The sequence below is a fragment of the Caenimonas koreensis DSM 17982 genome, assembly GCF_009646335.1.
In the GTDB taxonomy this organism is placed as follows: domain Bacteria; phylum Pseudomonadota; class Gammaproteobacteria; order Burkholderiales; family Burkholderiaceae_C; genus Ramlibacter; species Ramlibacter koreensis.
The window spans coordinates 30642-42581 of sequence record NZ_WJBU01000025.1 but is presented as its reverse complement, the minus strand read 5'-3'; the positions used below and the strand labels follow the sequence as shown (position 1 = coordinate 42581).

At 64.9% G+C, this 11940-nt stretch carries 12 protein-coding genes; 7 read left to right on the top strand and 5 right to left on the bottom strand.

All coding sequences use genetic code 11. From position 1 onward, the window contains the following. The first annotated feature begins 3 nt into the window (after positions 1–3). The 4 genes from GHT07_RS19590 (at position 4) to GHT07_RS19575 (ending at position 2922) form a co-directional block, all read left to right on the top strand. Positions 4–417, top strand: a complete 414-nt coding sequence (locus GHT07_RS19590) for a VOC family protein (protein WP_153586794.1) — start codon at positions 4–6, stop codon at positions 415–417. 5 nt (positions 418–422) lie between these two features. Continuing rightward, positions 423–1688: an RNA polymerase sigma factor gene (locus GHT07_RS19585; protein ID WP_153586793.1), complete on the top strand. Its 1266-nt coding sequence runs from the start codon at positions 423–425 to the stop codon at positions 1686–1688. An 86-nt stretch (positions 1689–1774) separates the two neighbouring features. Continuing rightward, entirely contained in the window at positions 1775–2266 is a 492-nt protein-coding gene (locus GHT07_RS19580; RefSeq protein ID WP_153586792.1) for a helix-turn-helix transcriptional regulator, read from the top strand. Continuing rightward, positions 2257–2922: a nucleotidyl transferase AbiEii/AbiGii toxin family protein gene (locus GHT07_RS19575; protein ID WP_228488452.1), complete on the top strand. Its 666-nt coding sequence runs from the start codon at positions 2257–2259 to the stop codon at positions 2920–2922. Before GHT07_RS19580 ends, GHT07_RS19575 begins: the two co-directional genes overlap by 10 nt. A gap of 9 nt (positions 2923–2931) precedes the next feature. Here the strand turns inward: GHT07_RS19575 and GHT07_RS19570 are convergent, their stop codons facing one another. The 4 genes from GHT07_RS19570 to GHT07_RS19555 form a co-directional block, all read right to left on the bottom strand. Next, a complete protein-coding gene (locus GHT07_RS19570; RefSeq protein WP_153586790.1) occupies positions 2932–5367 on the bottom strand; it encodes a penicillin-binding protein 1A in 2436 nt (811 codons plus the stop codon). A gap of 122 nt (positions 5368–5489) precedes the next feature. Further along, complete coding sequence (locus GHT07_RS19565) at positions 5490–6929, bottom strand: NAD-dependent succinate-semialdehyde dehydrogenase (RefSeq protein WP_153586789.1); 1440 nt, start codon at positions 6927–6929, stop codon at positions 5490–5492. Between the two features lie 78 nt (positions 6930–7007). Continuing rightward, a complete protein-coding gene (locus tag GHT07_RS19560; RefSeq protein WP_153586788.1) occupies positions 7008–7661 on the bottom strand; it encodes a Vgb family protein in 654 nt (217 codons plus the stop codon). 9 nt (positions 7662–7670) lie between these two features. Next, positions 7671–8894, bottom strand: coding sequence for a helix-turn-helix domain-containing protein (locus tag GHT07_RS19555; protein ID WP_153586787.1), 1224 nt, complete (start codon positions 8892–8894; stop codon positions 7671–7673). Positions 8895–8988: 94 nt separating this feature from the next. Between GHT07_RS19555 and GHT07_RS19550 the strand changes: the two genes are divergently transcribed. Then, positions 8989–9816, top strand: a complete 828-nt coding sequence (locus GHT07_RS19550) for a DUF899 domain-containing protein (RefSeq protein ID WP_153586786.1) — start codon at positions 8989–8991, stop codon at positions 9814–9816. Next, positions 9809–10507: a DUF2182 domain-containing protein gene (locus tag GHT07_RS19545; RefSeq protein WP_323741027.1), complete on the top strand. Its 699-nt coding sequence runs from the start codon at positions 9809–9811 to the stop codon at positions 10505–10507. The genes GHT07_RS19550 and GHT07_RS19545 overlap by 8 nt, the downstream gene beginning before the upstream one ends. Positions 10508–10520: 13 nt before the next feature. On the opposite strand, the gene GHT07_RS19540 is transcribed toward GHT07_RS19545, so the two are convergent. Further along, positions 10521–11627, bottom strand: a complete 1107-nt coding sequence (locus tag GHT07_RS19540) for an MBL fold metallo-hydrolase (protein WP_153586785.1) — start codon at positions 11625–11627, stop codon at positions 10521–10523. 38 nt (positions 11628–11665) lie between these two features. Here GHT07_RS19540 and GHT07_RS19535 point away from each other — a divergent pair, with 38 nt between their 5' ends. Next, complete coding sequence (locus GHT07_RS19535) at positions 11666–11920, top strand: hypothetical protein (RefSeq protein ID WP_153586784.1); 255 nt, start codon at positions 11666–11668, stop codon at positions 11918–11920. The last annotated feature ends 20 nt before the right edge of the window (positions 11921–11940 follow it).

The following is an 11940-nucleotide window of genomic DNA, read 5'->3' as shown; positions in this document are numbered from 1 at the left end:
TCAATGACACGCCAGATCTTCGTCAACCTGCCGATCAAGAACATGGAACGCACACAGGCGTTCTTCAAGTCACTTGGTTTTTCCTTTAATCCGCAGTTCACCAACGACAAGGGCGCCTGCATGATCGTGAGCGACAACATCTTCGTGATGCTGCTCGTCGAGCCGTTCTTCCAGACGTTCACCAAAAAGCCGGTGGCCGATGCGACGAAGACCACCGAAGTACTCGTGTGCCTGTCGTGCGAGAGCCGCGCTGAAGTCGATTCGCTGGTGGCGAAGGCGCTGGCCGCTGGGGGCGCCGCGCCCAATGCGCCACAAGAACACGGCGACTTCATGTATGCCCACGGCTTCACCGACCTGGACGGCCACGGCTGGGAGCTGGCTTACATGAATCCGAACGCCGCCCCACCGCAAGCCTGAGGCGCATGCATTCAACCACCCACGACGCGATCAGCGCTGTCTGGCGCATTGAGTCTGCAAAGATCGTGGGTGGCGTCGCGCGCATGGTGCGCGACGTGGGGCTGGCGGAAGAGCTGGCACAAGATGCGCTGGTGTCTGCGCTGGAGCATTGGCCCCATGAAGGCGTGCCTGCCAATCCCGGCGCGTGGCTGATGCGCGTGGCCAGGAACAAGGCGCTCGACCGCATCCGCCGCGACCGCAGCCTCGAAGGCAAGCTCGACCAGATCGTGCATGACCTGCAAGCGCAGGAGGCACTGGTCGCGCCCGACTTTGTCGACGCACTCGACGAGGCGCGGGCTGACGAAATCGGCGACGACGTGCTGCGCCTGATGTTCACCGCGTGTCATCCGGTGCTGTCGATGCAGGCGCGCGCGGCACTCACGCTCAAACTCCTCGCAGGCTTGACGACGCATGAGATCGCCCGCGCCTACCTGGTGCCGGAGCCGACGATTGCGCAGCGCATCGTGCGCGCGAAGCGCACGCTCAGTGAGGCCAATGTGCCGTTCGCGGTGCCGCGCGGCGACGAGTTGCGCGCGCGGCTCGCTTCAGTGCTCGAGGTGATCTACCTCGTGTTCAACGAAGGCTATACCGCCACGGCCGGCGAAGACTGGATGCGACCGGCGTTGTGCGACGAAGCGTTGCGGCTTGCCCGGATGCTGGCTGAGCTGGCGCCCGAGCAATCGGAAGTGCATGGGCTCGTCGCGCTGCTGGAACTGCAGGCGTCGCGCGCAAATTCCCGCGTCGATGCGCAAGGCCGCCCCGTGCTTCTGCTGGATCAGGACCGCGCCCGGTGGGACCGCCTGTTGATCCGCCGCGGCCTGATCGCGCTGGAGCGTGCCGAAGCGCTCGGTGGTGCGCTGGGGCCGTATGCCTTGCAGGCTGCCATTGCCGCGTGCCACGCCCGTGCGAGCACCGCAGCCGGGACGGACTGGAAGCGCATCGCCGCCATCTACGACGCATTGGCGCAAGTGTCGCCTTCGCCGGTAATCGAGCTCAACCGGGCGGTGGCCGTGGGTATGGCATTCGGGCCTGCGGCGGGGCTGGAGATCATCGACCAGCTGGCGCATGACAAATCGCTGGGCCACTACCAGTGGCTGCCGAGTGTGCGTGGCGACCTGCTCGCCAAGCTGGGTCGCCACGATGAAGCGCGCGCGGAATTCATGCGGGCGGCGCAGCTGGCGGGCAATGCACGCGAGCGGGAACTGTTGCTGGAGCGTGCGCGGGCGGGGTAGCCGGCCTGACCCCGCCGGGCGTCATATTCCAGGTTGCACAATATATTTGACTTATAATAGCCAAATATATTCGACATCAATCTGGCATGCCCATCCTTGCTGAACTCTCCACCGCCGCCAAGCAGCGCCGTGTCGAAATAGGCTTGAGCCAGGTGCAACTGGCGCAGCTGTCGGGCCTATCGCGCGCCACGGTCAATGAACTCGAAACGGGCAAGTTGCACAACCTCAGCTTGCTGCGCGCCGAAAAGCTCGCCAACGCCCTGGGTCTCAGCCTTGGCGTCACGAGGCCACGCGCGTCAAAAGAAGGTCGGGCACTTGAGTTGGCGGCACGCACCGCAGCTGTCAGCTACGGCAAGAAACTTCCCGTTGACTCGCTCGAAGACGCCTTGCTTCACGGCGTTGTCCCGCCCGGCTACCTGCCGCAGTTGCGCGCGGTGCTCGAAGAGGCCCCGACAGGTGTGCTGGCAGAAGTCGCAGTCGAAATCGAGAACAAGCATGACGTTGACCGGCGCAAGACGTGGCAGGTCATGCGCACCCTGGCATCCGTGTTGAAGGTCCAACGTGGGATATGGAATTGAACAAGCTGAATTGGCGCCGTCCGGGTGCGTGGCAGTCGCTGTTCGATGCGGCATTGACGCTGACGGATCACCTGGAGCGCGTCATCAACAAGCCGGTGTGGTCATTTGGCGGCGGCACCGTGCTGATGCTCAGGCTGAATCACCGGCAAAGCAAGGACATCGACCTGTTCGTGCCTGACCCGCAATATCTGGGCTATGTGAACCCGCGCCTGTCAGACCCGGCTGAGTCGCTCACTCACGACTATGTGGAAGCGGCGGAATACATCAAGCTCCAGCTACCCGCGGGCGAGATCGATATCGTGGTGGGCGAGCCGTTGACGCAAGACCCGTGGGAAGAAGTGATCCACAAGGGGCGGCTGGTTCGTGTGGAGACCAACGCTGAAATCATCGCCAAGAAGATGTTTCATCGTGGGGACATGGCGAAGGCGCGGGACCTGTTTGATCTATGTGCGGTGGCCCATGCAGACCCGCAGGCGATAGAGCATGCGGCCCCGTTCTTTGCGAAGCACGCGAGCACGTTTATCTCGCGGTTGAAGCAGAACGCAGTCTATGCACAAGAAGAATTTGCGCAGATTGATCGCCTGCAGTTCGAGCGGTCGTTCGACGAGTGTCTGGTGACAGCTGAACTGATTTTGCATGGCGCCCATGCGCGATAGGTCCCGGCTTTACCTCTGCTCACCGTAGGAGCCGGGCGCGCTGAGTGCAGGCCCGTAAGACACGGGGGGCGGGCCAGGGGGCGGGCGCAGGCTCTCTGGAAGGCGGACGATCTCCGGCGAACGCGCATCCTGAGGTCGCGGCAACTCCGGGGGGCGCACGTAATCAGGCACCCTGATCAGCGGGCTCTCCTGCGGTGGCTCTGCTGCCACAGGCGTCTGGCGCTGCGTGACCGCGCCCTGTTCATTCTGGTAGATCGTGATGATCTGCGGCGAATCGGCCGTGACCATGGGCTGCGGCTCCTGCTCGGCTGGCTGTGCATTGAACACGCTGTTGAGCCAGTCGTTGACTTTGTCGAGCGCGCCAGCGTCCTTGGGCGCGGCGAAGGCTGCCTTGGTGTCGACCAGTTTGGCCTTGACCGTCTGCTGGAAGAAGTCGCCCACGATGTTCAGCGCGTTGTGCGCGCCTTGCCCCCATGAGTCGCCCATGGTGATGCGGTTGTCGTTGAAGCCGACCCATGCGCCGGACACCAGCCGCGGATGCATGAGGATGAACCAGCCATCCGTGTTGTCCTGCGTCGTGCCTGTCTTGCCTGCCAGGTCGCCCTGCAAGCCAAAGCGCGAGCGAATGCCGGCGCCCGTGCCCCTGTCGATTACGCCGCGCATTACATCGAGCAGCGTCTGCGCCGCGGCGGTTTGCAGGCCCTGCTCCGGTGGTTTCTGGTGAAACTCTTCCAGCACGGTCCCCTTGCTGTCCTCCACGCGAAGGATCAGGATCGGTTCGCGGTACGAGCCGTTGTTCGCGATCGTGCCGTAAGCGCTCACCATCTCCTTGAGCGTGACGGGGCTCGTGCCCAGTGCAAGCGCAGGCACGGCGTCCAGTTTGCTTTCGCGCACACCCATGTCCCGGGCGACCTTGGCCACTTGCGCGGGGCCCACCTGCATCATCAGTTGCGCCGTGACGGTGTTCTTGGACTTCACCAGCGCGTCACGCAGGGTTGTCTGCTCGCCGCTCGACTCGTGCACGTCGCCGGGCCGCCAGACGGTTTTCGCGTCGATGCGAATATCCACCGGAGCGTCGAGGAACGTCTGCATGGGGCTGATGCCCTGCTCGAATGCGGCGCCGTAAACAAAGGGCTTGAACGTCGAGCCGGGCTGTCGTCGTGCCTGCTGCACGTGGTCGAACTGGTCCTGGCGGAAGTCCCGGCTGCCCACCCACGCGCGCACCTGGCTGTCGGTCGGGTCCATCGCGAGGAACGACGCCTGCAATGTGGTCTTGTCTTTCCACATCGCCTGCACGAAGTCGGTGTCGGCCTGCACTTTTGCAAGCGCCTGCGCGTCGTCCATGCCCGCCTCGCGTGCCGCGCGATACGGCCCCGACTCGCGAATGAATGTCTGCAGCAGCGGCTTGTTTGCGCCCATGCGCCTGGCCCAGGCATTGTCGGCAAATACCTGCAGCTTGTCGGCCTGGCGCTGCAGTGCATCGACGGCAAATGTCTGTAACCGCGAGTCGATGGTGGTCTGGATCACCAGGCCGTCGCCGTAAATGTTGTAGCCCTTGCGGTCTGCCCACGAGATGAGCCAGCGCTTGAGTTGCGACGCGACGTGGGGCGCGGAGCCCAGGTCTTCTTCCTTGCGCTCGAACTCCAGCCCGAGCGGCCTGGTCTTGAGCGCCTCATAGTCGGCCTGCTTGAGTTTGTCGTACTTCACCATCTGCGCGAGCACGGTATTGCGCCTGCTTACCGAGCGCTCCGGGTTGATCACCGGGTTGTAGTAAGCCGTGCCCTTGAGCATGCCGATCAGCGTTGCGCTTTGCAGCACGTCGAGCTCGCTGGCCGACTTGTCGAAGTAGGTCTGCGCCGCGACTTCGATGCCGTAGGCGTTGTAGAGGAACGGCACGGTGTTCAGGTACATCTCAAGAATGTCGTTCTTGCTGTACACCGACTCGATCTTCGCGGCCGTGATGGCTTCTTTGAGCTTGCGGTTGATCGTCTGCGCCCGGCCGACTTCTTCGGGGAACAGGTTGCGGGCGAGCTGCTGCGTGATGGTCGAGCCGCCCTGCGTATCGCCGCGCAGCGTGCGCAGCAAGGCGGACGCCGTGCGGCGCAGGTCGAGGCCGTGGTGCTCGAAGAAGCGGTGGTCTTCCGTGGCCAGCAGGGCGGCGATCACGTTCGGTGAGATGGCGTCCAGCGTGACGCGTTCGCGATTGACGCGCTTGAACTCGGCGAGCACCTGCCCGTCGGACGACATCACGACGGTCGGTGCTGCCACCCGTGCCTTCTTGATGTCGTCGATGCTGGGCGTGAGCGGGATCAGCACCAGCAAATACAGCAGGCCGAAGAACGGCAGGAACGCTGCGGTGATGAAAGGGTGGCGGCGAATGGCCTGCCCCTCGCGCGCGAGAAAGGCGCGACTCCACACCCAGGCAGCGTTGAGTTTGTCGTTCATGGTTATGCGCCCAATTTAGGGGCGGGTTGCCGCGCCGGGTGTAGGACTAGGGCGCGAAGCCAGCGCGATGCCGGCCGCCCTGCGCCTTCATGCGCGAGCAGCCGCGGCGCCGCCTGGAAAATTCAGACGTTGCTGATCGCGATCGAACGCGTATTCAGGTACGCCTCCATCGCCTCCGGCCCGCCCTCGGAGCCATAGCCCGAATCCTTCACGCCGCCAAACGGCATCTCTGCATTCGGCAGCGCCGGCATGTTCACCCACAGCATGCCCACTTCGAGCCGGCGCGTAATCAGGTCGGCGTTCTTGAGGGACCGCGTGAAGGCATAACTCGCCAGGCCATACGGCAGGCGGTTGGCTTCGGCGATGGCTTCGTCGAGCGTGTTGAAGCCGCGGATCGCCGCCATCGGGCCGAAGGGCTCGTCGTTGAACACCTTTGCACCCAGCGGCACATCGGTCAGGATCGTCGGCTGCCAGAAGTTGCCCGTGCTGCCGATGCGCTCACCACCGAGCGCGACGGTTGCGCCCGACTTGACGGCGTCCTGCGTGAACTCGGCCATCGCCGTCACGCGGCGCGGATTGGCCAGCGGGCCCATCGTCGTGCCCTCCGCCGCGCCATCGCCAACCTTCAGGCCGTGCGCGTACTGCGTGAGGGCCGTGGCAAATTCGTTCTTGATGCTCTCATGCACGAGAAAGCGCGTGGGCGAAATGCAGACCTGGCCCGCGTTGCGGAACTTCGCTGCGCCGGCTGATTTGACGGCCAGTGCAATGTCGGCGTCTTCACACACGATGACGGGGGCATGGCCACCGAGTTCCATCGTCACGCGCTTCATGTGCTGGCCCGCCAGCGCGGCGAGCTGCTTGCCCACGGGCGTAGAGCCTGTGAACGTGATCTTGCGGATCGTCGGATGCGGAATCAGGTAATTGGAAATCTCGGCGGGGTTGCCGTACACCAGGCCGAGCACGCCAGCGGGAATGCCTGCATCGGCGAAAGCGCGGATGAGCTGTGCGGGCGCTGCAGGCGTTTCTTCGGGTGCCTTCACGATCATCGAGCAGCCCGTGGCCAGCGCAGCCGCCATCTTGCGCACGACCTGGTTGATCGGGAAATTCCATGGCGTGAACGCAGCGACCGGGCCAACAGGGTCTTTCAACACCATCTGCCGCGTGGTGAGCGCAAAGCGCGGCGGCACGATGCGGCCATACACGCGCTGGCCTTCATCGGCGAACCACTCGATGATGTCCGCTGCGGCCATTGCTTCACCCTTGGCTTCGGCGAGCGGCTTGCCTTGCTCTTGCGTGAGCAGCAGCGCGATATCGCCAGCGCGCTCGCGCATCAGGGCCGCAGCCTTGCGCATGATCTTGTTGCGCTCGATGGCAGGCATGTCGCGCCACTTCTCGAAACCCTTTTGCGCAGCGGCGAGCGCGCGGTCCAGGTCAGCAATCGACGCGTGCGCCACACGGCCGATTTCGGCGCCAGTGGCGGGGTTGAACACAGCGAGCGTCTTGCCGCTGGCAGCGTCCTGCCATTCGCCGTTGATGAAGAGTTGGGTGTTGGGGTAGGTCATGGAAGGGCATTTTCCGCCATTTGCCCGACCTGCGTATTGCCAGGTGGCATGCCACCTGGCACCCGCCGCGCGAGCAGCTCAGGCAGCAGTCTTGGCCCGCGCAGGCCTGCGCACCGCGCGCACCGTGCCACTGCTGCCGCCACCGCAATAGAACAGGCCAGCACCGTCTGATTCCAGGCCCGACACGCCAACGCCTTCGGGCATGTCGAGCTGCTCCAGCACGTCACCCGTGCGCGGGTCGATGCGGCGCAGCTCGCTCTTGTCGCCCTCCCACGTGCCGTGCCAGAGTTCGTTGTCGACCCAGCTCACGCCGGTGACGAGGCGGTTGCTTTCAATCGTGCTCAGCACCTTGCCGCTGGCGGGGTCGATCTGGTGAATCTTGCGGTCGCGATGGTTGCCCACCCAAAGCGAGCCTTCAGCCCATGCCATGCCCGAGTCGCCGCCACCGCCGGGCGCGGGGATCGTGGCAAGCACCTTGCCATCGGCCGGGTCGATCTTCTGGATCTTGTCCTCCGCGATCTGGTAGATGTGCTTGCCGTCGAACGCGGTGCCTGCATGCGCAGCCACGGCGTCGATCGAGCGAACGGCCTTGCCGCTCGCGGGGTCGAACGCGTTGAGCTTGTCGCCCGACGCGAACCACACTTGTTTGCCATCGAAGGTCACGCCGTTGACTTTGGCCGCGCCTTCGAAGGGGCCGTACTCGCGCACGATTTCAGCTGCTTTTCGTTTCATGGCGTGATCCTAGTCGGCTGGCATCGAAGCTGGGAGTAACAGTGATGTCGTGAATCCGGGCACCGTTTGCGTCGTCATCCAGCGGCGTGAGCGAGCAAGGCCGACTGGGCGCACCTTGCCAGCCGCCGCCAGCGTCTCGAGTGCGCGCTGCACCGTGCGCTGGCTGGCACCGAGCGCCAGCGCCAGCGCAGAGCTCGACCATGACTGGCCGTCGACCAGCAGCGCGAGCACGTCGCCATGCTCGTCGTCAGACGGTGGCGCGAGCAGGACAACTTCCCTGGCGCGATGCGGCTGCAGTGCAAAACCGTTCCTGGTTGCGATCACGCCCGCCAGCGGCTTGAGCAGCGTACGAAGGCGCCCCATCTCCACGCGCAATCGCGCCCGGTACGACTCGTCTGCCTGCCTGCCGCGAAATGCGCGTGCAACCAGCACCTCGCGCGATGCATCGCCGGGCCACGTATCGCCGAGCGCCCGCACCAGCGCGAACAACACGGGGCGGCTGGCCAGTGGAATGGCAACGCCCGCTTGCCGCACGGCGTGGCGGCATGCGTCGATCACGAAGCTGCGCGAGGCGAGCAGTGCCTCGACCTCATCGAGCGACAACAGCTGCGACGAGCCGTGTGTGTTGCAGCGTGCGGCGGGCGCGTCGATGTCTGCCGCTGCGGCCTGCACCTCGGCGACGAGCGCGGCGATGCCAGCGCCTTGCGCTTCGCGTGCCGCGTCCTGCAATGCTGCACGCGCAACCTTCATTTGCAAGCGCCTGACCGCCAGGCCCGCGATGACAAGCGCGTGTGCGGCACGCGCTGCTGGAGCAAGCAGCGTTGGGTCCAGTTGATCGAGCGTGCGCTGCGCGGCGTCAAGCTGGCCGACGAGCAAGTAGCGACGCGCTTGCAGGTGCCCTGCATGCGCTGCGTTGGCGTCGTCCCCATGCGCTTGCAGTGTGCTGCGCGCCGCGTCGAGATCTTTCGTGGGCCATGCGAGGTCGCGCGAGACGAGTGCGATCTCTGCTTCTGCAACAACGCATCGCGCACGCGAGAGCGCTTCACGCGGCCCGAACGCGCGCCCCGCAGCCCTGAGCAATGCACGCGCGCGAGCCAGGTCGCCCAGCCTCGCCATTGCAATGCCACGCAGCGCCAGGGCAGGCGCGTCGTTGCGCAAGGCCACGCGGTTGAGCGCACCAAAAACATCGCCCGCTGCGAGCGCGCGCGCCGCCGCAGATATCAGCGAATCCATCGCAATCCCGACACACTTGTCACTCTCATCCTTCGCATGTTCATTCTTACTATAAGTCCGCGATTCGATTCAACAACCCTTTGAAGGACATGCGATGACGACACTGGACACAGCCTCTCACAAGACAGCGACGCGCGATGAATGGATGGCCGCGCGGCTTGAACTGCTGGCCGCCGAAAAGGAACTCACCCGCCGCAGCGATGCACTCGCCTTGCAACGCCAGCAACTGCCGTGGGTGCGTGTAGACAAGGACTACCGCTTCGACACAGGCGCAGGCATGGCAACACTCGCGGACTTGTTCCAGGGCCGCTCGCAATTGCTGGTCTATCACTTCATGTTCGGGCCTGACTACACGGCGGGCTGCCCGTCGTGTTCGATGATTGCCGATGGGTTCGATGGCTTTGCCGTGCACCTGGCCAACCATGATGTGCAGCTGAGCGTCGTGTCGAGCGCGCCAGTGGCCAAGCTGCACGCCTATCGCCAGCGCATGGGCAGGACGTTTCCGTGGGCCTCGTCGGCAGGCAGTGCGTTCAACTACGACTTCAATGCGTCGCTGACTGAAAAGCAGCAGCTCGACGGCACGGTGGAATACAACTACCGGCGCGAGCCCGCGTGGACGCTCAATGGCATCGGCGACGCGATGACCAAAGATGGCGAAGGCCCCGTCGCCTTGATTGCCGCGACGACCGGCACCGATGTGGCGACCTACACGCGCGAGCGCCCCGGCATGAGCGCGTTCGTGATGGAGAACGGCGTGGTCTATCACTCGTACTCCACCTACTCACGCGGGCTCGATGGTTTGTGGGGTTCGTACCAGTGGCTGGACCGCGCGCCCAAGGGCCGCAATGAGCAGGGCATCTGGTGGCGCCGCCACGACGAGTACGCAGCGCAGGCACCCAAGGCGGGTGCGTGCTGTGCCTGATCACGGCGAAATCCCCATGCCCGGCGGCTGGCTGGTGTCCACGATGTGGACGCCGGTGTGCGGCCAGGGCTGGGCGGATACGGCGGCGTGCTTCATCGGCATGTGGAGCGCGATGATGGTGGTGATGATGCTGCCGTCGATTGCGCCCGTGCTGTGGCGCGCGCGCCAGGCGTGGCGCGATCGTGGCCAGCGGTGTGCGGGCGCGCTCGTTGCAATGATGGCGGCGGGCTACTTTGGTGTTTGTGTTGCGACGGGCGCGGGCATCTTTGTGCTGGTCGCTGCGCTGGTGGAGGCCGCCATGCAGTTCCCGGCACTGGCGCGCGCCGCGCCCGTCTGGTTCGCGGCTGTCGTGCTGCTCGCAGGCGGCTACCAGTTCACCGCAGCCAAGTCGCGCGAGCTTGCAGGGTGCAGGCCAACGACGTGCGACGTGCCGCAAGGCACATCGACGTGGCGCTGCCTTGCCGCCCTGCGCCACGGCATGCGGCTTGGTGGCCGATGCACGCGCGCCTGCGCGGGGCTGACGGCGATCCTGCTGGTGGTGGGCGTGATGGACTGGCGCGCCATGGCCGTCGTTGGCGCGGCCATCACGGCAGAGCGGCTGGCGCCGCAGGGTGAGCGCGTGGCATGGGTGGTCGGGGCGCTGTCACTGGTGGCGGGCGTTTACCTGATGACGCACGCCCTGTGGTCCTAACGTGAGCTAGATCCTAGCCCTTGACATACCACGCGCGATTCACGAAAGGCACGCCGACTTCCACGTTCTCGCCCGGTCGCGGCGTCACGATCTGCACGCCTTGCGCTTTCGCCGCGGCAACGCTGCGAACCATGGGCTCGGCCCATGCGTGATACGCGAGGTTGAACGTGCCCCAGTGCACCGGCAGCAGCGTGCCCGCACCCAGGTCCCGGTGCGCTTGCACCGCGGACTCGGGGGTCATGTGAATCGTCTCCCATGTATCGCCATAGGCGCCGACCTTGATCATCGCAAGCTCGGGCGCACCCAGGCGTTCGCGCACTTGCTTGAAGTGGCCCGCATAGCCTGTGTCGCCGCTGAAGTACACCGAATGATTCGGCCCCTTGATCATCCATGACGACCACAGCGTGGAGTTGTCCATGCTCTTGCGGCCCGAGTAGTGGCGCGCTGGCGCGCAATGAAAGGTGACGTTGCCGACTTGTGCACTCTCCCACCAGTCCATGTCGTGCACTTGCGCAGCCGGCACGCCCCAGCTTTCGATATGCGCGCCAATGCCCAGCCCGACGTAGAAGTGCGTGCCGCCACGCCCGAGCGCTTGCACGGTGGCCATGTCGAGATGATCGAAGTGGTCGTGCGAGATCACGACGGCGTCGATGTTTTTCAGGTCTTCAAGCCCAATAGGCGCGGCGTGCAGGCGCGCAGGGCCGACGAACTGGAAAGGCGAGACGCGTTGCGACAGCACAGGGTCTGTGAGGATGCGCACCCCGTCCACTTCGACCAGCACGCTGGCGTGGCCCAGCCAACGCGCGCGAAGGCCAGGTGCAACAGGGCGGGCGAGCGCGTTACGTGCCAGCCGTTCTACGGGCACTTCAAACGTCGGCTCACGCACCTCATCGCCCAGCCACGACTTCAATTCGCCAGACCAGGACAAATCGCTCACATAAGGCGGCGTGTTCTCGAAGCGCCCGCCGTGGAACTGCTTTGACGCGCGCATGCGCTCCATCAACGCGGCGCCGGGGCCCGCGCCGAATACCGGCAGCTGGAACGTCGCCCAAGTGGCAATGGCAAGCAATGCAGCGATGCCTGCAAGCACGAGAAATGTTGTCTTGATCCGTTGGCTCATCGGCCGGAGTGTGACGGCAAGCGGCGTACAGTCAAGCCATGCCAGAAGCCACCATCAACACCGGCACCTACAAGCTGTTCCCGTCGCCGCGCAACCGCGAGCGCACGATCTTCGAGCACGAAGTGTTCGTGCCGCATGCATACACTCTGATCGACCCGCCCAGCTACGACCCCAAGGGCAAGTGGAGCCTGTTTGCCGCGCACCGGCTGGCAGACCGCAAGAACGGCCAGCTCGTGACGTACGAGCTGGAGGCAGATGCGGTGAGGTTCAAGCAGCGGTTCGTCGCCGACTGATCTCTCGCCCGCCCGCGCCT

Bases quoted from the DNA above. Each gene is read 5' to 3' on its own strand.
- GHT07_RS19555 (WP_153586787.1), bottom strand. From the start codon at position 8,894: ATGGATTCGCTGATATCTGCGGCGGCGCGCGCGCTCGCAGCGGGCGAT.
- GHT07_RS19580 (WP_153586792.1), top strand. From the start codon at position 1,775: ATGCCCATCCTTGCTGAACTCTCCACCGCCGCCAAGCAGCGCCGTGTC.
- GHT07_RS19590 (WP_153586794.1), top strand. From the start codon at position 4: ATGACACGCCAGATCTTCGTCAACCTGCCGATCAAGAACATGGAACGC.
- GHT07_RS19585 (WP_153586793.1), top strand. From the start codon at position 423: ATGCATTCAACCACCCACGACGCGATCAGCGCTGTCTGGCGCATTGAG.
- GHT07_RS19570 (WP_153586790.1), bottom strand. From the start codon at position 5,367: ATGAACGACAAACTCAACGCTGCCTGGGTGTGGAGTCGCGCCTTTCTC.
- GHT07_RS19540 (WP_153586785.1), bottom strand. From the start codon at position 11,627: ATGAGCCAACGGATCAAGACAACATTTCTCGTGCTTGCAGGCATCGCT.
- GHT07_RS19575 (WP_228488452.1), top strand. From the start codon at position 2,257: ATGGAATTGAACAAGCTGAATTGGCGCCGTCCGGGTGCGTGGCAGTCG.
- GHT07_RS19565 (WP_153586789.1), bottom strand. From the start codon at position 6,929: ATGACCTACCCCAACACCCAACTCTTCATCAACGGCGAATGGCAGGAC.
- GHT07_RS19550 (WP_153586786.1), top strand. From the start codon at position 8,989: ATGACGACACTGGACACAGCCTCTCACAAGACAGCGACGCGCGATGAA.
- GHT07_RS19560 (WP_153586788.1), bottom strand. From the start codon at position 7,661: ATGAAACGAAAAGCAGCTGAAATCGTGCGCGAGTACGGCCCCTTCGAA.
- GHT07_RS19535 (WP_153586784.1), top strand. From the start codon at position 11,666: ATGCCAGAAGCCACCATCAACACCGGCACCTACAAGCTGTTCCCGTCG.